Source organism: Micromonospora sp. NPDC051300 (genome assembly GCF_044455315.1).
GTDB classification, from domain to species: Bacteria; Actinomycetota; Actinomycetes; order Mycobacteriales; family Micromonosporaceae; genus Micromonospora; species Micromonospora robiginosa.
In genome coordinates this window covers 494,290-513,495 of the sequence record NZ_JBITEP010000001.1, presented here as the reverse complement: position 1 = coordinate 513,495, position 19,206 = coordinate 494,290, and the positions used below count along the sequence as shown (strand labels likewise).

Here is a 19,206-nt window from a genome sequence, read left to right as displayed (position 1 = left end):
CGGGGCGGGGCGGGGCGGGGCGGGGCGGGGCGGGGCGGGGCGGGGCGGGGCGGGGCGGGGCGGGGCGGGGCGGGGCGGGGCGGGGCGGGGCGGGGCGGGGGTCAGGCTGGGGTGAGGAGGCAGAACTCGTTGCCCTCGGTGTCGATCAGGACCTTCCACCGGACATCGGTGCCGCCGAGGTCGGCGTCGGTGGCGCCGAGTGCCCGGAGCCGGTCCGCCTCGGCCGCCATGTCATCACCCGGGTAGGGGCGGACGTCGAGGTGCACCCGGTTCCACCCGGTCTTCGGATCGGGGTTGCGGACGAACTCCAGGTAGGGGCCGACACCCTGGGCGGAACGCAGCGAGGCGTGCTGGTCGGTCACCTCGTGCACGGTCCAGTCCGTCGCCTGGCCCCAGAACCGGGCCATCTCGCGCGGGTCCGCGCAGTCGACCACCACCGCGGCGATCGGCCCGGTGTCCCGGTAGATCGGGCGCGGCTCCAGCACGCAGAACTCGTTGCCCTCCGGGTCGGCCAGCACCGTGAACGGGACGTCGCCCTGACCGATGTCGACCGGCGTCGCGCCCAGCTCGGTCAACCGCGCGACCAACTCGGCCTGATGCTCCGCCGACGTGGTGGCCAGGTCGACGTGCACCCGGTTCTTGCCCACCTTGGGTTCGGTGGAGACGACGAGGTCGATGCAGACCGCGACCGGGTCGGGATAGACGAGGCCCACGGGTTCGAGGTTCGTCACGCCCGGCCCCTCGCTGGAGATGCCCCAGCCCAGCGCCTTCGCCCAGAAGCCGCCGAGTGCGGCGTCGTCCCGGGCCTTCATGTTGATCTGCACAAGCCTCGTCGCCATGCGGACGAGACTAGACGTCCGGTCAGTCCCAGCGGTTGCCGGTGAGCTTCTCGTACGCCTCGACGTAGCGCGCGCGGGTCGCCTCGACCACGTCGGCCGGCACCTCCGGCGCGGGCGGGCGCTTGTCCCAGCCGCTCTCGGTGGCCCAGTCCCGCACGTACTGCTTGTCGAACGAGAACTGGGCCCGGCCGGGCTGGTAGGACTCGGCCGGCCAGAACCGGGACGAGTCGGAGGTGAGCAGCTCGTCGCCGAGGACCAGCGTGCTGTCCGGCGCCCAGCCCAGCTCCAGCTTGGTGTCGGCGATCAGGATGCCCCGGTCGGCGGCGATCTCCGCGCCCCGCCGGTAGACGTCGATGGTGATCTCCCGCAGCCGCTCGGCGACCTCCGGTCCGACCTTGTCGACCACCTGGTCGTAGGTGATCGGCTCGTCGTGCTCGCCCGTCGGCGCCTTGGTCGACGGGGTGAAGATCGGCTCGGGCAGGATCGACGCCTCCACCAGGCCCCGGGGCAGCGGCACGCCGGAGACCGAGCCGGTGCGCTCGTACTCGGCGAGGCCCCCGCCGGTCAGGTAGCCCCGGGCCACGCACTCGACCGGCACCATGTCCAGCCGCCGGCACCTGATCGCCCGGCCGGCGAACTCCGCCGGCACGTCGGTGGCGGACACGACGTGGTTCGGCACCAGGTCCGACAACTGCTCGAACCACCACAGCGAGAGCGCGGTGAGCAGGCGGCCCTTGTCCGGGATCGGGGTCGGCAGCACCACGTCGTAGATGGAGACGCGGTCCGAGGCGACCAGGATCAGGTCCGCGCCGTCGGCGTAGACGTCCCGGACCTTGCCCGAGTGCAGAAGTTCCACGGCGGTAAGTACACCATGGCCCGGGTACGTCCTCCGGCGCGCCCGCCGCCCGTCCCACCCGGCGTTGACACCCCCGGCCGGGGCCGGTGGAATGATCCGTCCAGCCCATCATCGGAGAGACCTGTGCGCGCTCAGCGGTCCGTCCCCCGTCCCGGCCTCGACCGGCGACGGTTCCTCGGCGCGCTCACCGGCCTGCCGCTGCTGGCCGGCGGGCTCGGCGGCGGGCTGGCCGGGTGCAGCCGGGCGGAGGACGAGGGCGCGACCGACGACGGCCCGATCGAGCTGTCCGTGTTCTGGTGGGGCGGCACCCGCCGCGCCCAGGCCACCGAGCAGGCGCTGCGCCTCTACACCCAGCAGAACCCCCGGGTCAGCTTCCGGATCACCTGGCAGGGCTTGACCGGCTACTACGACCGGCTCGCCACCCAGGCCACCGGCGGCAACGTGCCCGACCTGTTCCAGATCGACGACACCCTGCTCACCGAGTACGACAGGCGCGGCATCCTGCTCGACCTCACCCGGCACACCACCGACGACCGGCTCGACCTGCGCGGCCTGCCGGAGCAACTGGCCCGCTACGGCCGGGTGGGCGAGCGGACCGTGGCGGTGCCCGCGGCGGAGACCAACGCGGCGCTCGTCTTCAACCGTGACCTGCTGCGCCGGCTGGACCAGCCCGAGCCGCGCACCGGCATGTCCTGGAAGGAGTACGCCCGCTGGGCGGCCCGCGTCACCCGGGCCTCCGGCAACCGGGTGGCCGGCACCATGGACCCCTCCGGTGACTACCGGGCGCTCTGGCTGTGGCTGCGCGGCCAGGGCAGCGAGCTGTACCAGGGCCGGCAGCTCGGTTTCAGCTCGGCCGAGCTGCTCGCCTGGTTCGAGTTCTGGGAGGTCGCCCGCTTCGACCGGGCCACCCCGAGCGCCGCCCTGGTGGAGCAGGCGGACACCGGCGAGCTGGCCCGTCAGCTCGTGGTCACCGGACACACCGCGGCGTCCTTCGCCTGGTCGCACCAGCTTCCGGAGCTGCAACGCCTGACCGAGGACGACCTGGGCGCGGTCGCGTTCCCGGGCACGCCGGCCGCCCAGTGGCCGCGGGCGTCGATGTACTGGGCCGGCTTCCACGGCACCCGCCACCCGGGCGTGGTGGTGGACGTGCTCAACTTCCTGACCACGAACGTGGCCGCCGGCCGGATCCTCGGCGTGGAACGCGGGCTGAACCCGAGCACCCAGGTCCGCAGTTACGTGGCCGACGGGGTGACCGACCGGGCCGAGAAGCGGGTGGTGGCTCTCGGCGCGGAGCTGGACGACCTGGCCGGCCCGGCGCCCGCGCCGCCGCCGCAGGGGCACGCCGCGGTGCGGACCCTGCTGATCGACGCGGCCGAGAGCATCCGCGGCAAGCGGGCCGGCGCCCGCACCGCCACCTCACGGTTCATCGCCCGGGCCAACGCCGCCCTCGCGGGCGGGTGAGGAGGGGCCCCTTCTCCACGCGTTCGGTAGAGGAGGGGCCCCCGCTCAACACCTGACGACCGCGTCAGCGCGGCGGGCGGTTACGCCGGTTGCGCATCAACATCAGCACCAGCAACACGATCCCGCCGACCACCACGAGGCAGCAGAGCAGGCCAAGGACGCCGAAGCCACCGCCCCGGGAGCGTCGCCGCGCGGCCTCCACCACGATCTCGCCGGTGCCGGTCGACGCCCAGGCCGCGACCGGCACGAAGACCGAGAGCACGACCGTACCGATGACCGCGCCCAGGCGGCCCCACCATCTGTTCCATCCAGCCATGCCCCCATCCTCGCCGAGGCGCGCAACCGGGGCACGCCGGACGGGACGGAAAGATCCGGATATGGCGAAGGGCCCCGGAGTTTCCTCCGGGCCCTTCGCGATCTCGTAGCGGGGACAGGATTTGAACCTGCGACCTCTGGGTTATGAGCCCAGCGAGCTACCGAGCTGCTCCACCCCGCGTCGGTATGTACAGCCTATCGCACCCGGATCGTGGAGATCAGCCGGGTCCCCGATTCCGATTCCGACGGGTCGGAAACGACGAAGGCCCCGGAGCGAACTCCGGGGCCTTCGTCACGAGTAGCGGGGACAGGATTTGAACCTGCGACCTCTGGGTTATGAGCCCAGCGAGCTACCGAGCTGCTCCACCCCGCGTCGGCTCGTTAACCGTAGCGCACCGGCACGGCGAGGCGCAAAACGGGGTGACCGGCCCGCGTCAGCCGCTCGGTGACGGCGAGGCCGACGCCGACGGGGACGCGCTGCCCGAGGGCGCCGGGTTCGCCGAGCCGTTCGCCGCCGCCTGGGCCTGCTGGAACGCGGCCATCGCCTCGTCCAACGCCTTCAGCGCCCGCCCGTACCGCTCGAAGTCGCCGGACGCCTGCGCGGCCTTGACCTCGGCGATGGCGCTCTGCACCTTGCCGGCCGCGTCGGCCAGCTCGCCGGTGAGCGGCGGCGGCGTGGCGTTGTTGTTGCCCCCGGACGGCGGCGGCGTGCCGCCGCCGTCGCTCGGCGGTGGCGGCGTGCCCGACCCGGCCCGCTTGCCCTGCTCGACGAGTTGCTTGATGCCGTCGCTCAGGTTGTTGGCGAGCACCACGTACGAACCGCCGTCACCGTAGGAGAGCAGCACCTTCTGCAACAGCGGGTACGCGTCCTGGCTGCTGCTCTTCACGTAGACCGGCTCGACGTAGAGCATCCCGTCGGCGAACGGCAGCGACAGCAGGTTGCCGTACTGCACCTGGGCCTGGTTGGAGGAGAGCAGGTTCAACTGCTGCCGGATGTCGCCGTTGTTCGTCATCTGCTGGTGCACCTGGGTCGGCCCGGAGATCCGGGTCTGGTCCGGCAGCTCCAGCACCTCCAGGCGCGGCTGCCCGTCCACGTACGAGCCGGAGACCAGCGCGGCGAGGTTCTGCCGCCCGTTCGGGGTGACCGCCGAGGTCAACTGGAACCGTGGTCCCTCCTGCCCGGGGAACTGGGTGAACAGGTAGTAGGGCGGCTGCTTCTGCCCGCTGTCCGGCGCGTCCGGCACGTTCGGCACCTGCCAGAAGTCCTGACCGGAGTAGAAGTCGCCGGGGTCGGTGACGTGGAACTTGGTGAGCAGGTTGCGCTGCACCTTGAACAGGTCGGCCGGGTAGCGGAAGTGCTCGGCCAGCTCCGCCGGGATGTCACCCTTGGGCAGCACCAGGTCGCCGCCGAACGCCTTGTTCCATGCCTTCAGCACCGGGTCGTTGTCGTCGTACGAGTAGAGCTTGACCGTGCCGTCGTACGCGTCGACGGTCGCCTTCACCGAGTTACGGATGTAGTTGACGTTCTCCCGGGCGAGCTGGAACGTGCCCCGGCCGGTCAGCTCGTCGGCGGTCTCCGACTGCAGGTTGACCCGCTCGGCGTACGGGTAGGTGGCCGCCGTGGTGTAGCCGTCGATGATCCACAGGACGCGGCCGTTCACCACGGCCGGGTAGGGGTCGCCGTCGAGGGTGAGGAACGGCGCGACCTTCTCCACCCGGTCGCGCGGGTTACGCACGTAGAGCAGCTTCGAGTTCTCGTTGACCGCCTCGGAGAGCAGGAAGTTCGACTCCTGCTCCTTGATCGCGTAGAGCAGCCGCCGGGGGAACGAGCCGACCTTGACGCCGCCCTCGCCGCTGTAGGTGTAGTACTGCTCGCCGCCGGTCTGGGTGGGCCTGTCGAACTCGACGTTGCGGTCGCCCTTCTGCCCCACGATCGCGTAGTCGTCGGGTTCCATCCGCTCGCCGTAGTAGATCCGCGGCTGCTGGGCCGGGATCTCCTCGGTCGGCGAGGAGCACGCCTCCTGCGCCTTCTCGCCGAGGAACCCGGAGACGAAGTACGGCTGGCCACCGCAGACCACCTGGTTCGCCGGGGCGGCGACCAGTCCGTAGCCGTGGGTGTAGACGGTGTGCCGGTTGATCCAGTTGCTCTGCTGGTCGGTCAGCTCGCCATAGTTGATCTCCCGGACGCCTACCACGTAGTCGGAGGTCTTGTCCTTGACCGCGTACCTGTCGATGTCGAGCTTCGAGCCGAAGTCGTAGAAGCCGCGCACCTGCTGCAACTGGGTGTAGGTCTCGGAGACGAGCTGCGGGTCGAGCAGCCGGACGTTGGGCACCACCGAGGTGTCGGTGGCGAGGCTGGCCGGTGGCACGAGGTTGCTCGCCGCGTACCCGGTGGTCTTCGTGCCGTCGAGACCGAACGCGGACCTGGTGGCCTTGATGCTGCGTTCGATGTACGGCGCCTCCTTGTCCCGGGCGCTCGGCTTCACCTCGAACGTCTGCACGGCCCACGGGTAGATCCCGCCGATCGCCACCGCGGAGACGCCCAGCAGGGCCAGCGAGATGCCGGGCCAGACCAGGTTCCGCATCACCGCGTTGGAGAACACGATGATCGCCAGCGCGACCAGGACGGAGATCCAGGCCAGGATCTCCTTCGCCGGGAGCAGCGCGTTCACGTCGGCGTAGCCGGCACCGTAGAGCTTGGCGCCCTCGTTGTACTCCAGCAGCATGGCGCGCCGGTCGAGCACGTAGGCAACGGCCTTGAGCAGCACGAAGACGGCCACCAGCGTGCTCAGGTGGGCGCGGGCGGAGTTGCTCATCCGGTCGCCGACACCCTGCAGGCGCACGCCGCCGAAGATGTAGTGCACGGCCAGCGCGCCGAGCAGGGCCAGCACCACCGCGGTGAAGCCGACGCCCAGCACGTAACGCCAGAACGGGAGTTGGAAGACGTAGAAGCCGACGTCGACGCCGAACTCGGGGTCCTTGACGCCGAAGTTGCCGCCGTTGCGGAACAGCAGCCACTGTGCCCACCGGGTCTGCGCGGAGAGCCCGGCGAAGAGCCCGATCACGGCGGAGACCAGCGCGATCCAGGTGCCGAGCCGGGGGGTCAGCAGCATCCGGTAACGCTCCAGCGTGGCCTGCTCGGCCGAGTGCGGACGCATCCGGGGCCGCAGCCGGTAGGCCAGCCAGAGGTTGCCGCCGACGATCAGCGCCAAGCCGACCCCGACGACCAGGAACAGCAGCAGCCGGGTGGCGAGCACGCCGGTGAAGACCTGGGTGTAGCGGACCTCGTCGAACCAGAGCCAGTCGGTCCAGGCGTTGACCCCCCAACCGAGCAGGGTGAACAGCACGAACACCCCGACCAGGACCCCGATGGTGACGCGCCCGCGTCGACTCATCCTCGGCAGGGGACTGCTACGCATGACCACTATTGGCTCCGCACGTTTGAGGTGATCGGCTCCGACCAGGCACCCAAGAGTACGGGGTGTTCCTGAACACGTCGGGTCAAGGTCACGTCACGATCGCCCGGGGCCGATGACCGGTCCTGCTCAGCAGCGCGTCGGCTGCCCCCCGGCGCGCAGCGTCTCCAGCGCCTTGAGCGCGTCGTCGAGCGTCGCCACCCGGAGCAACGGCAGATCCGGCTGCGGGTTACGGACCGCCTCGGCGCAGTTGTCCGCAGGTACCAGGAAGACCTTCGCGCCGGCCTCCTTGGCGCCGACCAACTTCTGCGCGATGCCGCCGATCGGGCCGACCCGGCCCTCGTCGTCGATGGTCCCGGTGCCGGCGACGATCTTCCCGCCGGTCAGGTCCGCCGGCTCCAGCTTGTCGATGATGCCCAGGGTGAACATCAGGCCGGCGCTCGGTCCGCCGATGTCCCCGAGATCGATCTTGAGGGTGAACGGGTGCGGCTGCTGCTGGTCGATCTCCACCCCGATGCGCGGGCGGCCGTCCTGCTCGCGGCTGGTCACCGTGGCGGTGCCCGGGGCGCCGCCCCGGGTGTAGCCGATCCTCAGCGCGGTCCCGGCCGGCTTGGCCCGGATCAGCTCGGTGAGCTTGGCCGCGCTCGTCACCGGCGTGCCGTCGACCGAGGTGAGCTGGTCGTCGGCCCGCAGCGCGTCCACCGACGGACCGCCCGGCGTGACGGTCTTGACCAGCACCCTGATCGGGTAGCCCAACTCGCGCAGGGCCGCCGTCTCGGCGCTGGTCTGCGAGTTCTGGAAGTCCTCCGCGTTGCGCTTCTCGACCTCCTCCTGCGACTCGCCCGGCGGGTAGACCAGCTCCCGCGGCACCACCGCCTCGTCCGAGGAGAACCAACCTGCCAGCGCCGACCGGAGCCGGACCGTGGGCTGCACGCCGACCGTGGTGAGCCGGAGCTGCCCGGCGGAGCTGGAGGTCGCGCGGCCGGTCACCTGGATGACCTCCTTGCCGTTCTCACTGCCGAGCGTGTTGACGGTCGGGCCGGGGCCGAGCACCACGTACGGCAGGGGCACGCTCAGCACGCCGACGCTGAGCAGGGCGGTGAGCAGGGCACCGAGCAGGACGGTCACGCCGCGACGTCTCATGCGCCAGAGCGTACCGATCCGTGCCCCGCCGTCCGGCGCGGTCACCGACGGACTTCGCCCTCAGCGCAACGCCGACGAGCACGACCTGCGGCGGGGCCCGCGTACCGTAGAGGTCGTGCCTGATATTCCGTTCGGCTTCGCGCTCCCGGGTGGTCAACCACCAGACCCCAACGATCCCGCGCAGATGCAGCAGTTCATGTCGCAGTTGCAGCACCTGCTGTCCGCGCCGGGCAGCGGGCCGGTCAACTGGGACCTCGCCCGGCAGGTCGCCGCGAGCCAGCTCGCCGCGTCCGGCGACCCGGCGGTCTCGCCGTTCGAGCGCAACGCGGTGGAGGAGGCGCTCCGGATCGCCGACCTCTGGCTGGAACCGGCGACCTCGTGGCCCTCCGGCATCCGCTCCTCGGTCGCCTGGAACCGCAACGAGTGGATCTTCAAGACGCTCGACGTGTGGCGCAAGCTCTGCGACCCGGTGGCCAGCCGGATGGTCGGCGCGATGGGTGATCTGGTGCCGGAGGAGGCACGCGCCCAGCTCGGCCCGATGCAGTCGATGGTCGCCACGCTGGGCGGCGCGCTCTTCGGCGGCCAGCTCGGCCAGGCGCTCGGCTCGCTCGCCGCCGAGGTGCTCTCCGCCGGTGACATCGGCCTGCCGCTGGGGCCCGCCGGCGCCGCCGCGCTCATCCCGGCCAACATCAAGGCGTACGGCGAGGGCCTGGAGCTGCCGGAGGACGAGGTCCGCCTCTACGTGGCCCTGCGCGAGGCCGCCCACCAGCGGCTCTTCCAGCACGTGCCGTGGCTGCGCGGGCACGTGCTCACCGCGGTGGAGAACTACGCCGCAGGCATCCGGGTCAACCGGGAGGCGATCGAGGAGGCGATGGGCCGGGTCGACCCGACCGACCCGGAGTCGATGCAGGCGATCGCCCTGGAGGGCATCTTCACCCCCGAGGACACCCCGGCGCAGAAGGCGTCGCTGGCCCGGCTGGAGACCGTCCTCGCCCTGGTCGAGGGCTGGGTCTGCCACGTGGTGGACAGCGCCGCCGGCGACCGCCTGCCCAACGTGGTGAGCCTCGGCGAGGCGTTCCGTCGCCGCCGGGCCGCCGGCGGTCCGGCCGAGCAGACGTTCGCCGCCCTGGTCGGGCTGGAACTGCGACCGCGCCGACTGCGCGAGGCGACGGTGCTCTGGGCGGCGCTCACCGAGCAGCGTGGCATCGCCGGGCGGGACGCGGTGTGGGGTCACCCCGACCTGCTCCCGTCGGACGACGACTTCGCCGCCCCCGAGGCGTTCGCGGCGACCTCCACCGACCTCGACGACGAGTTGGCGAACTTCGACTTCTCCGCCCCGGGCGGGCCGGAGGAGCCGACCCCGGGCGAGGACGACGGCAAGCAGTCCTGATCCCGGAGACGCCGGTCGGGGCCCGCACGGTTTCTCCGTGCGGGCCCCGACGCGTTCCGCGACGACGCGGACGGACCGCCGCGCCGGCGCGGCGCACGGACGACGAACGGTCAGCCGGGGTGGCCGGAGAGCAGTGCCCGGGTCGCGTCCCAGCCCTCGAAGGCCGGGTCGAGGGCGCCCAGGTCGGCCGGCCCGCGCAGGCGACGCCAACCGGCGGTGACCGCCACGTCGCCGGGCCGGGGCGCCGCGGCCCGCACCTCGGCCGGGGCGGTCGTGTCCAGGTCCAGCCCCGGCAGCCACTCCGGTGCGGGCAGGCGCGCGGCCATCCCGAGCAGGCCCGGTCCGCTCCCCTCCACGGGGGCGACCGCCACCGGGCGGCTGGACAGCGGCCGGAGCAGCTTGCCGAGCGTCAGGCCGGGCACGTCGGGCGCGTCGGCGGCTACCACGGCCGCCTGGTCGAAGCCGGCGAGCGCGGCGAGGACCGCGTTCGGGGTGGGCTCGGGCACCTCGTACACGGTGGTGCCGGGCCAGACCACCGCGTCGGCGAGCCACCGGTCGGCCGGCGTGACGGCCACCGCGGTCTCCACCTCGTTCAGCGTGGCCAGCAGGTCCACCACGTCCTCCGCGAGGGCGGTCCGCCACCGCGCCGACTCGATCCCGGGCGGCGACCAGGTCACCGGGCCGAGCAACGCCACCACCACACGTCGGACCATCCGCCGACCCTAGCCCCCACCACCGCACGTAGCCCCCACTCGGAGGTCGACCATGAGGTTGGCCGCGACAAAAGGGGCGAGACGTCAGGCCAACTTCATGATCGACGGGCGGGGCGGGGTCAGATGCCGGCGGTGGCGGCCACGCCCTCCAGGTAGCCGCGGGCCCGCTCGGCCTTCGGGTAGCGGGCCACCAGCGACCAGAACGCGGTGTTGTGACTGGGAACGATCAGGTGCGCCAACTCGTGCAGGAGCACGTAGTCGATCACCCAGTCGGGCATGTCCTGGATCCGGTGCGAGATGCGGATGGTGCGGTCGGCCGGGGTGCAGGAGCCCCAGCGGCCGTTCTGGTTGGTCACCCAGCGCACGCTCGCCGGCTCGGCGGCGGATCCGTGCTCCGGCAGGTAGAGCGCGATCAGGCGGCAGGCCCGAGCCAGCAACTCGGCGTCGGATCGGGCGAAACGCCCTTCCCGGGCTGCCAACCGGGCCAGCATCCGGTCGACCCACTCGCTCTCCTCGGCGCGGGAGAACTGGTCCGGGATGAGCACGACCACGCGCTCACCGTCCCGGTACGCGGACACCGTGCGTCGCCGACGCTGACTGCGCCGCACCTCGACGACCGGCTTCCGCACCACGGCCATTACCGCGCCGCGCAGCCTCGGTTGACTGTCACGAAGGAAAGGTAATGCGTACTGACCAGGAGTCCGCAAGAGTCAACACGACGACACGCGCCCGGAAAATGGCGATTGGTGGTAAGGAGTCCCGAAAAATTTCTTTGCGGCGATAGTTGACCATCACCGGCGGGCCACCTGCCACGTTAAATGATCTACGACGGGTCCTCGACACGGGGGTCACGCGAAGGGGAGCTGAGCGTATTTAACCGGCGTGTCCTCGCGAAACTGACTTATCCGACGTTACTCGGCGTGCACACTCTTGCCGTCGACTTGCTCACAGAGTCGGCGTGCAGCTGACATGGAACCGCCCAGACCTGGGTAGGGTCCGCCAACCACGATCAGGTGACTGATCGCGGAGAACCCCCGGCGCCGGCGCCACGCGTGGCCCGTCGCAGGGAGACCCGCCGGGCACCTCCGGCGGACGAGACGAGGAGGCTACCGTGGCCGACCAGGCCCAGACCTACAACGGTTACTGCGTCAAGTGCAAGGAGAAGCGGGACTTCGAGGGGCACGTGGAGGTCTCGAAGACCGGCATGAACATGGCCAAGGGCAAGTGCCCGGTGTGCGGCACAACAGTGAACCGCATCCTGGGCAAGGCCAAGGTCTGACCCGTCCGGGCTCGCTCGGGGGAGGGGCGGCCGGCGGCCGCCCCTCCCCCGTCGCGTATCCGACACGGTTACTCGCCGGTTGTGGAAAACCGGTGATGTCCTGTGGACAAGCCTGGCCATGGCGCGACGCGCCTGTGGACAACGAACGACGGAGCGCGCGGACACGGTCACCATTCGTGGTGTGACCCAGCCGACGCCACTCATCCGTCCCACCCTGCTGCCCGGCCTCGTCCGGCTGTGGCGCGACCGGCGCACCCTCCAGCTCGGCGTGGAACCCGGGCCCGCGGTGCTGCTGGAGGTCTCCACCCCGGGCACCACCCACCTGCTGGACCTGCTCGACGGCACCCGCAGCGAGCGAGCCGTGCTGGCCGCGGCCCGCGCCGCCCGAGTTCCGCCGGACGAGGCACGGGCCCTGCTCGACGCGCTCCGCATCGCCGGCCTGGTCGTACCGGCGCAGACGCTGCTCCCCCGCGACCTCGCCGGACCGCTCCGGGCCCGACTGGTCGCGGAGGCCGACGCCCTGGCCCTGGGCACCCCCCAGCTCCCCGGCACGCCGGCCCGGCTGCTGCGCCGTCGCCGGTGCGCCCGGGTGCTGGTCACCGGCTCGGGCCGGCTCGGCGCGGCGGTCGCCGTCGCGCTGGCCCAGGCCGGGATCGGGCACGTCGTACCCGATCTGTCCGGCCCGGTCCGCGCCGGCGACCTGGTCGGGACCGGCCTGTCCGGCGCGGAGCTCGGCCGGCCGCTGGCCCCGGCGCTCCGGGCGGCGCTGGACCGGTGCGCCCCGGGCACCGCCACCGGTCCGCTGCGGACCGCCCGACCCGACCTGGTGGTGCAGCTCGGCGTGGATCGCCCGGCCGAACTGCTCGCCGCCGGTCACGCCCGCCGCCGGCAGCCGCACCTGCTGCTCGACCTGCGCGGCGGGGTGCCGGTGGTCGGACCACTGGTGCGCCCGCCCGCCGGCCCCTGCCTGCGCTGCCTCGACCTGCACCGCACCGACCGGGACGCGGACTGGCCGGCGCTCGCCGCCCAGCTCGCCGCCGACGGCGGCGAACGGACCTGCACGGTCAGCACCCGGCTCGCCGCGGCGGCCCTCGCGGCGGCCGAGGCGCTGGCCCAGGTGGACGGCGGCACCCCGGAGACGCTCGGTGCGGCGGTGGAGGTCCGGGGCCCCGGCCGTCTCCGGCGCCGACGATGGTCCCCGCACCCCTCGTGCGACTGCTGCGGGCGTCGCCCGATCCGGTCGGGCCCGCCCGCTGAAGGCCGCACGGCAGCAGCGGGCCCCTCCCGTCGGTAACAATGGTCGGGTGACCGACATCCCGCGGCGGGCCGTGTCCCGCACCGCCAAACTCGCCGCCCTGCCGCTCGGATTCGCCGGTCGAACCGTCCTCGGCATGGGCAAGCGGGTCACCGGGCTCGCGTCCGACGTCATCTCCGCCGAGATCCAGCAGCGCACCGCCGAGCAGTTGTTCAGCGTCCTCGGGCAGCTCAAGGGCGGGGCGATGAAGTTCGGCCAAGCCCTGTCGGTCTTCGAGGCGGCGCTGCCCGACGAGATCGCCGCGCCCTACCGGCAGGCGCTCACCAAGCTCCAGGAGGCCGCCCCGCCGCTGCCGGTGGCAACCGTGCACAAGGTGCTCGCCGAGCAACTCGGGCCGGACTGGCGTGACCGCTTCGTCTCCTTCGACGACGTCCCGGCCGCCGCGGCCAGCATCGGCCAGGTGCACCGGGCGGTGTGGCGCGACCCGGGCTACGGGCCCAACGGTGGCCCGCGGCACCGGGACGTGGCCGTGAAGATCCAGTACCCGGGAGCCGGCGACGCCCTGCTCGCCGACCTCAAGCAGCTCTCCCGCCTGGGCGGCATGTTCCGCGCCATCCAACCGGGGCTGGACGTCAAACCGCTCCTCGCCGAGCTGCGCGAGCGGATCACCGAGGAGCTGGACTACGAGCTGGAGGCCGAGTCGCAGCGGACCTTCCACGCCGCGTACGCCGACGACCCGGACATCTTCATCCCCGAGGTGCTCGACGCCGCGCCCCGGGTGCTGATCACCGAATGGGTCGAGGGCATCCCGCTGTCCGAGATCATCCGGGAGGGCACCGAGGAGCAGCGGAACGAGGCCGGCCGCCTGATGGCCGAGCTGCACCTCTCCGCGCCGGAGCGGGCCGGGCTGCTGCACGCCGACCCGCACCCGGGCAACTTCCGGCTGCTGCCGGACGGCCGGCTCGGCGTGATCGACTTCGGCGCGGTCGCCCGCATGCCGGAGGGCACGCCGGAGCCCATCGGCCGGATCGCCGCGCTCGCGCTGCGCGGCGACGCCGACGGCGTGGTGGACGGGCTGCGCGACGAGGGCTTCGTCGGCCGGAACGAGTCGATCGACGCCCCGGCGGTGCTCGACTTCCTCCGGCCGATGCTGGAGCCGATCGCGGCCGACGAGTTCCGGTTCACCCGGGCCTGGCTGCGGGCCGAGGCGGCCCGGCTGGCCAGCCCCCGCTCGGCCGCCTACCAGCTCAGCCGGCAGCTCAACCTGCCGCCGTCCTACCTGATGATCCACCGGGTGACGCTGGGGTCGATCGGGGTGCTCTGCCAGTTGGAGGCGAAGGCGTCCTACCGGGCGATCCTGGAGCGCTGGCTGCCCGGCTTCGCCCCGGTGGCCTGAGCGCGAAGCACGCCGAAGGGGCGGTGACCGTTCGGTCACCGCCCCCTCCTTATTGGTCGATCTAGAGAACGCCCAGGTCGCGGGCCGACTGGCCGCGACCCCGCATCGCTACGGTACGGGCGGAACGGGTTGCCTCAGTGCTCGTGGTGGTGCGACCGGCCTGAGGCCGGGGCATTCGAGCCCTCGACAACGCTTCGTGGAGTAGTTGCATCTCGGTTCCGTTCGGCAGGTGCAGCATCGGGTTTCTCTTCTCAGGTCGGCCGGTGGAGGGACACCGGCATCGGTCGGTCTCGGAACGTAGGTGTGTCAGGCTGCCAGCCGGACGGCGCTACGCGACTCGGACAGCCCGCTGGCCGCCAGTCGCGCCTCCGCCTCGACCCGGAGCTGCGCGTCGCGGGCGAGGTCCTCCTTACGCGGACGGCCACGGGGCCGCTTGCGCGGGACGACCGCGCCACGCTCGAAGATCTCGCCGCCCCAGACGCCCCAGGGCTCGGCTCGCTCCACCGCCCCGGCCAGGCACTCGACGCGCAGCGGGCAGTCCCCGCAGAGCGACTTGGCCAGCTCGAGCTCGGCGGGCGAGTCGGAGAACCACAGGTCGGGGTCGAACTTCCGGCAGGGCAGGTTCGCCTCCACCTCGACGCTCACGTCGAGTGGGGCCAACGCCAGACTCATCCTCCGGTCACCTCTCTCTCACTTCGATCTCGTGGATCGCATTTCCGACGTACGACGGCGGTACAAAAAAACTGAGGCCGCGGATCCCGGTGTGCGGGTTCCGCGGCCTCGAGGTGAGCCGGTGGTCTGTGGATCAGACCGGTCTACCTCGAGGTGGAACGCCGCGGACATCAGTGCGCTTGTCGGCGCCGATGCCCATGCCCGTGAAGCCACTGGTCCCGTCGACCCCGTTGATCGGCGCGACGGTCAGGTTCAGCTCGGCCTGAACCTGGACCTGGTGCGCCTGCGGAGCCCACGGTCGAGCGGCAAGGGCCACCCGGACGGACGACAGGGGAACGCCGGCAGCTGGCATCGCCGCCGGACGCTCGTAGATGTAGATCTCCATTGGTGCCACCTCCCTGACCTTCCTCGTGCCGACCATGGACTCATCCCCCGTGAGCAGCCAGAACAGCGCCGCTTCGAGGTGTGTCCTGAGGCTATTCCTCGCCCTCGGGGGAGGGCAAACGATTTACGGCCAGATTTAGAAACTTTTCTGCGGGCAGACGTCGTCCACCGTCGCCCCGGCCACCAGGGCCAGCACCGTATCGCCGTAAAGCCCCACTTTCCGGGGCCCGATCCCGGCGATCGCGACCAGATCCTCGACGCGTCCGGGCTTCCGCTCGGCCAGCGCGGTGAGCGTGGCGTCGGTGAAGACCACATAGGCCGGCACCTTCTGCGCGCCGGCCACCCGCTGCCGCCACTCGCGCAGCCGCTCGTACAGCTCCTCGTCCAGGTCCGACGGGCAGGTCGGGCAGCGGCCGAGTTTCCGGTCCGCCCCGGCGAGCAGCGTCGCGCCGCAGATCCGGCAGGAGACCACCTGCGGTCGCCGCCGCTCGGCCTTGCGGACCGGACCCGTGCCGCCGGCCCGCTCGCCGCCGCCGGAACGGTCGAGCTGGGGCAGGAAGCGGGACGGCCGACGGGCCCGTCCGCCGGGCGAGCGCGCCGCCGCGTACGACAGCCAGAGCCACTCCCGGGCCCGGGTGATCCCCACGTAGAGCAGCCGCCGTTCCTCCTCGACCTGCTCCGGCGTCTTCGCGTACGAGGTGGGCAGCGTGCCCTCGGCCAGCCCGACCAGGAACACCGCGTCCCACTCCAGGCCCTTGGCCGAGTGCAGCGACGCCAACGTCACGCCCTCGACGGTGGGCACGTGCTGCTGGGCGGCGCGCCGGGCCAACTCCTCGGTGAAGCCGGCAAGCGTCACCTGCCGCTCCACGGCGGCGGCCTCGCCGATCGGCACCACCTCGGGGGTGGCGGCGTACTCCTCGGCGAGCTGGACCAGCGCGGCGAGCGCCTCCCAGCGTTCCCGCGCGGCGCCGCCGGCCGGGGGCGCGTCCGGCGCCCAGCCGACCGCGGCGAGCCCCTCCACCACGGCCGCCCTCAGCGGCGTCTCCCCCGGCACCGAGCGGGTGGCGGCGCGCAGCGCGATCATCGCCTGGCGCACCTCGGGCCGCTCGAAGAACCGCTCCGCGCCCTGCAGCACGTAGGGCACCTCGGCCTCGGAGAGCGCCTTCTCGTACGCCTCGGACTGCGCGTTGGTGCGGAACAGCACCGCGATCTCCCGCGCCGGGGTGCCGGCGGTCACCAGCGCCCGGCAGCGGGCGGCGACGGCGTTAGCCTCGGCCGGCTCGTCGGTGAAGATCCGCAGCTCCGGTTCGGGGCCGGGCCGGCGCTGGCCGTGCAGCTCCAGCCGCAGCCGCGCCTCCGCGCCCCGGGCCGCCGAGATCACCGCGTTGGCCAGGCCGACCACCTGTGGGGTGGAGCGGTAGTCGCGGACCAGCCGGACCACCGTCGCGCCCCGGTGGTGGCGCGGGAAGTCGACCAGGTAGGACGAGGTCGCGCCGGTGAACGAGTAGATCGTCTGGCTGGCGTCGCCGACCACGGTCAGGTCGTCCCGGCCGCCGAGCCAGACGTCCAGCAGCCGCTGCTGGAGCGGGTTGACGTCCTGGTACTCGTCGACCACGAAGTGGCGGTACTGGTTGCGCACCTGCTCGGCCACATCGGGGTGCTCCTCGATCCCCCACACCGCGGCGCGCAGCATGTCCTCGAAGTCGATCACCCCGTTGCCGCGCTTGAGCCGCTCGTACGCGGTGAACACCTCGGCCACCCGGGCCGGCTCGTACGGCGTCTCGCGCAGCGCCTTCGCCGCGGCCACCGCGTATTCGTCCGGCTCGACCAGGGACGACTTGGCCCACTCGATCTCGGCGGCGAGGTCGCGGGCGGCGGCCCGGTCGGCGCGCAGGCCCACCTTGGCGGCGGCCAGGGTGACCACCCGCACCTTGCTGTCCAGCAACTCCGGCATGGCCCGCCCGGCCAGCAACCGGGGGGCGAAGTAGCGGACCTGGCGCAGCGCCGCCGCGTGGAACGTGCGCGCCTGGACGCCGCCCACCCCGGCCACCGCGAGCCGGCTCCGCATCTCGGCGGCGGCGCGGGCGGTGAACGTGACCGCCAGCACGTGCCGGGCGGCGATGTCGCCGGTCAGCGCCCGGTAGGCGATCCGCGAGGTCACCGCCCGGGTCTTGCCGGTGCCGGCGCCGGCCAGGATGCAGACCGGGCCGGCCGGGGCGGTGACCGCGGACCGCTGCTCCGGATCCAGCCCGGTCAGCACCCGTTCCGCCGCTGAGTGAACCCCCACAGCAGGGAATCATCCCAGCCCCGTCCGACGTTGCAGCGGTTAGCCTGGCCTGATCGGACCGGGCGACGAGCCACCCTTGGAGGACCAGACCATGCTGACGATGTATTCCACCCCGTGGTGCGGCTACTGCCACCGGCTGAAGTCGCAGCTCGACCGGGAGGGCATCGCGTACGAGGTGGTCGACATCGAGCAGGACACCGCCGCCGCGGAGTTCGTGATGGGTGTCAACGGCGGCAACCAGACCGTGCCGACGCTGCGTTTCGCCGACGGCAGCGCCCTGACCAACCCGTCGATCAACCAGGTGAAGCAGCACCTCGCCGCGCTCCCCGGCTGACCGGAGCGGACCTGCCGAGCGGCCGCACCCCGTCGGGTGCGGCCGCTCGTCGTCCGCTCAGCGGATGCGGCGCCGGTCGGTGGTGGCGAGCATCTCGTCGTCGAGCGGCCGTCGGGGCCCCGGCACGCGGGCCGGGCCGGCGCCCGGCGGGGTGAGCCTCCGCCCCTGCCAGAGGTAGAGACCGGCCGCCGTGGTGACCGCCCCGACCAGGGCGAACAGCAGCCGGTAGTCGAACACCCCCACGAGCAGCGCGCCGGTCCCGATGGAGATCGCCTGCGGCCCGCTGATCAGCGCCTTCGACGCGGCGGTGACCCGACCCAGCAGCGCCGGCGGCGTCCGGCGTTGGACAAGCGTGTGCAGCCCCACCATGGTCAGCGGCAGCGAGACGCCGGCCAGCAGCAGCGCCACCACCCCGAGCCAGAGCCGGGGGTACGCCAGCGCCAGCGCGGCCGGGCCGAAGAACGTCACCCCGGCGGCCAGCGCGCCCAGCTCACCGAGCCGGCGGACCACCGCGGCCGACAGCACGCCGCCGATCAGGCCGCCGACGCCCTGCACCATGACCAGCACGCCGACGAACGCGGCGTCGCGGCGCAGGCCCAGATCGACGTACGCGAAGATCAGTGACTCGGTGAAGCCCATCACCAACGAGCCGAGCCCGTAGCCGACGAGCGCCCGGCGCAGCGCCGGCTGGCGGGCCAGGTGGCGCAGCCCGGCGCCCACCCCGGCCGACCAGCGGCGCCCCGGGTCCGGCGGCACGCTCTCGTCCGCCCGGAGCAGACCGACCACCGCCGCGGCGGCGAGGAACCCGCCCATGGACAGGGTCACCAGCAGCCAGCCGCCGACGGCGGCGTAGATGCCGGCCCCGGCGAGCGGCCCGACCAGCCGCAGCCCCTGCCGGACGGTCTGCAGCGCGCCGTTCGCGTCGGCCAGCAGGTCGGCCGGCACCAGGTTGCGGATCAGCCCGTTGAGCACGGCGGTCACCGTGATCGAGGAGAAGCCGTAGAGCGCGGCCACCAGGTAGATGACCCACACGTCGGACCGGTCCCGCACGGTGAGCAGCGGGCCGAGCAGCACGGCGGCGACCAGGTTGGCGGCGACGAAGAAGGGCCGGCGGCGGTAGCGGTCGACCACCCAGCCGACCAGCGGGGCGAACGCCATCGGCGCGATCACGGCGAAGAGAGTCGCCCCGGCCAGGCTGTCCGAGCCGGTCAGGTCCTTCACCCAGACGGCCAGGGCGAGCAGCAGGATCGACTCCGCCGCCATGCTCGCCACCATCGCGGCGAAGAGCAGGCGGAAGTCGGGGCGGCGCAGGACGGTGCGCATCGGTTCCCTCCGGCAGGGGTGCGCCCGCGGGCGCGTCGGGGGCGGGCGCCGCGTGTAGGCGCTCTCCAGAGTCCTCTTTTTGTCTCGTGACACGCCCTTGCCGGACCCGCCGACACCGGTCGCGCCGTCCATACTGGCCGTGG

17 protein-coding genes and 2 tRNA genes are annotated in these 19,206 nt (G+C 72.6%); 6 read left to right on the top strand and 13 right to left on the bottom strand.

The window, feature by feature from the left end; translation table 11 throughout:
- Window positions 1–101 precede the first annotated feature (101 nt).
- A complete protein-coding gene (locus ACIA5A_RS02510) occupies window positions 102–839 on the bottom strand; it encodes a VOC family protein (protein ID WP_396755618.1) in 738 nt (245 codons plus the stop codon).
- Window positions 840–861: 22 nt separating this feature from the next.
- Window positions 862–1,695, bottom strand: a complete 834-nt coding sequence (locus tag ACIA5A_RS02505; protein WP_396755616.1) for a phosphoribosylaminoimidazolesuccinocarboxamide synthase — start codon at window positions 1,693–1,695, stop codon at window positions 862–864.
- 123 nt (window positions 1,696–1,818) lie between these two features.
- Here ACIA5A_RS02505 and ACIA5A_RS02500 point away from each other — a divergent pair, with 123 nt between their 5' ends.
- A complete protein-coding gene (locus ACIA5A_RS02500) occupies window positions 1,819–3,156 on the top strand; it encodes an ABC transporter substrate-binding protein (RefSeq protein ID WP_396755614.1) in 1,338 nt (445 codons plus the stop codon).
- 64 nt (window positions 3,157–3,220) lie between these two features.
- Here ACIA5A_RS02500 and ACIA5A_RS02495 read toward each other — a convergent pair whose 3' ends face one another.
- The 5 genes from ACIA5A_RS02495 to ACIA5A_RS02475 form a co-directional block, all read right to left on the bottom strand.
- The gene (locus tag ACIA5A_RS02495; protein ID WP_396755612.1) at window positions 3,221–3,472 is read right to left on the bottom strand and encodes a hypothetical protein; all 252 of its coding nucleotides are present in this window, start codon (window positions 3,470–3,472) and stop codon (window positions 3,221–3,223) included.
- A 106-nt stretch (window positions 3,473–3,578) separates the two neighbouring features.
- Window positions 3,579–3,652 (bottom strand) — tRNA-Met (locus ACIA5A_RS02490).
- A gap of 118 nt (window positions 3,653–3,770) precedes the next feature.
- Window positions 3,771–3,844 (bottom strand) — tRNA-Met (locus ACIA5A_RS02485).
- Between the two features lie 61 nt (window positions 3,845–3,905).
- Window positions 3,906–6,890 carry a UPF0182 family protein gene (locus ACIA5A_RS02480; RefSeq protein ID WP_396755610.1) on the bottom strand — a complete coding sequence of 995 codons (2,985 nt, stop codon included), beginning with the start codon at window positions 6,888–6,890 and terminating at the stop codon, window positions 3,906–3,908.
- Between the two features lie 126 nt (window positions 6,891–7,016).
- Window positions 7,017–8,030: a PDZ domain-containing protein gene (locus ACIA5A_RS02475; protein WP_396755608.1), complete on the bottom strand. Its 1,014-nt coding sequence runs from the start codon at window positions 8,028–8,030 to the stop codon at window positions 7,017–7,019.
- A 115-nt stretch (window positions 8,031–8,145) separates the two neighbouring features.
- On the opposite strand from ACIA5A_RS02475, the gene ACIA5A_RS02470 reads away from it, so the two are divergent.
- Window positions 8,146–9,420: a zinc-dependent metalloprotease gene (locus ACIA5A_RS02470; protein WP_396755606.1), complete on the top strand. Its 1,275-nt coding sequence runs from the start codon at window positions 8,146–8,148 to the stop codon at window positions 9,418–9,420.
- Window positions 9,421–9,530: 110 nt separating this feature from the next.
- Here ACIA5A_RS02470 and ACIA5A_RS02465 read toward each other — a convergent pair whose 3' ends face one another.
- Window positions 9,531–10,133: a hypothetical protein gene (locus ACIA5A_RS02465; protein ID WP_396755604.1), complete on the bottom strand. Its 603-nt coding sequence runs from the start codon at window positions 10,131–10,133 to the stop codon at window positions 9,531–9,533.
- Window positions 10,134–10,252: 119 nt separating this feature from the next.
- Entirely contained in the window at window positions 10,253–10,771 is a 519-nt protein-coding gene (locus tag ACIA5A_RS02460) for a M48 family metallopeptidase (protein ID WP_396755602.1), read from the bottom strand.
- Window positions 10,772–11,244: 473 nt separating this feature from the next.
- Here ACIA5A_RS02460 and ACIA5A_RS02455 point away from each other — a divergent pair, with 473 nt between their 5' ends.
- From ACIA5A_RS02455 to ACIA5A_RS02445, 3 genes are all read left to right on the top strand, one after another.
- On the top strand, window positions 11,245–11,412 hold the full coding sequence (locus ACIA5A_RS02455; RefSeq protein WP_007464795.1) for a DUF5679 domain-containing protein: 168 nt from the start codon (window positions 11,245–11,247) through the stop codon (window positions 11,410–11,412).
- A 181-nt stretch (window positions 11,413–11,593) separates the two neighbouring features.
- A complete protein-coding gene (locus tag ACIA5A_RS02450) occupies window positions 11,594–12,706 on the top strand; it encodes a TOMM precursor leader peptide-binding protein (protein ID WP_396755600.1) in 1,113 nt (370 codons plus the stop codon).
- A 10-nt stretch (window positions 12,707–12,716) separates the two neighbouring features.
- On the top strand, window positions 12,717–14,063 hold the full coding sequence (locus tag ACIA5A_RS02445) for an ABC1 kinase family protein (RefSeq protein ID WP_396755598.1): 1,347 nt from the start codon (window positions 12,717–12,719) through the stop codon (window positions 14,061–14,063).
- Window positions 14,064–14,369: 306 nt separating this feature from the next.
- Here ACIA5A_RS02445 and ACIA5A_RS02440 read toward each other — a convergent pair whose 3' ends face one another.
- The 3 genes from ACIA5A_RS02440 to ACIA5A_RS02430 all read right to left on the bottom strand — a co-directional run bounded on the left by ACIA5A_RS02440 (window position 14,370) and on the right by ACIA5A_RS02430 (window position 17,406).
- Window positions 14,370–14,735: a WhiB family transcriptional regulator gene (locus ACIA5A_RS02440; protein ID WP_073828771.1), complete on the bottom strand. Its 366-nt coding sequence runs from the start codon at window positions 14,733–14,735 to the stop codon at window positions 14,370–14,372.
- 133 nt (window positions 14,736–14,868) lie between these two features.
- Window positions 14,869–15,120, bottom strand: coding sequence for a hypothetical protein (locus tag ACIA5A_RS02435; protein WP_396755596.1), 252 nt, complete (start codon window positions 15,118–15,120; stop codon window positions 14,869–14,871).
- 135 nt (window positions 15,121–15,255) lie between these two features.
- Entirely contained in the window at window positions 15,256–17,406 is a 2,151-nt protein-coding gene (locus tag ACIA5A_RS02430; protein WP_396755594.1) for an ATP-dependent DNA helicase UvrD2, read from the bottom strand.
- A 91-nt stretch (window positions 17,407–17,497) separates the two neighbouring features.
- Here ACIA5A_RS02430 and ACIA5A_RS02425 point away from each other — a divergent pair, with 91 nt between their 5' ends.
- Window positions 17,498–17,740 (top strand): mycoredoxin, encoded by a 243-nt coding sequence (locus ACIA5A_RS02425; protein ID WP_091068606.1) that lies wholly within the window; start codon window positions 17,498–17,500, stop codon window positions 17,738–17,740.
- 57 nt (window positions 17,741–17,797) lie between these two features.
- Here ACIA5A_RS02425 and ACIA5A_RS02420 read toward each other — a convergent pair whose 3' ends face one another.
- Window positions 17,798–19,063 carry an MFS transporter gene (locus tag ACIA5A_RS02420; RefSeq protein WP_396755591.1) on the bottom strand — a complete coding sequence of 422 codons (1,266 nt, stop codon included), beginning with the start codon at window positions 19,061–19,063 and terminating at the stop codon, window positions 17,798–17,800.
- Window positions 19,064–19,206: the final 143 nt, after the last annotated feature.

Bases quoted from the DNA above. Each gene is read 5' to 3' on its own strand.
- ACIA5A_RS02420 (WP_396755591.1), bottom strand. From the start codon at position 19,063: ATGCGCACCGTCCTGCGCCGCCCCGACTTCCGCCTGCTCTTCGCCGCG.
- ACIA5A_RS02495 (WP_396755612.1), bottom strand. From the start codon at position 3,472: ATGGCTGGATGGAACAGATGGTGGGGCCGCCTGGGCGCGGTCATCGGT.
- ACIA5A_RS02460 (WP_396755602.1), bottom strand. From the start codon at position 10,771: ATGGCCGTGGTGCGGAAGCCGGTCGTCGAGGTGCGGCGCAGTCAGCGT.
- ACIA5A_RS02465 (WP_396755604.1), bottom strand. From the start codon at position 10,133: ATGGTCCGACGTGTGGTGGTGGCGTTGCTCGGCCCGGTGACCTGGTCG.
- ACIA5A_RS02480 (WP_396755610.1), bottom strand. From the start codon at position 6,890: ATGCGTAGCAGTCCCCTGCCGAGGATGAGTCGACGCGGGCGCGTCACC.
- ACIA5A_RS02475 (WP_396755608.1), bottom strand. From the start codon at position 8,030: ATGAGACGTCGCGGCGTGACCGTCCTGCTCGGTGCCCTGCTCACCGCC.
- ACIA5A_RS02435 (WP_396755596.1), bottom strand. From the start codon at position 15,120: ATGGAGATCTACATCTACGAGCGTCCGGCGGCGATGCCAGCTGCCGGC.
- ACIA5A_RS02440 (WP_073828771.1), bottom strand. From the start codon at position 14,735: ATGAGTCTGGCGTTGGCCCCACTCGACGTGAGCGTCGAGGTGGAGGCG.
- ACIA5A_RS02510 (WP_396755618.1), bottom strand. From the start codon at position 839: ATGGCGACGAGGCTTGTGCAGATCAACATGAAGGCCCGGGACGACGCC.
- ACIA5A_RS02425 (WP_091068606.1), top strand. From the start codon at position 17,498: ATGCTGACGATGTATTCCACCCCGTGGTGCGGCTACTGCCACCGGCTG.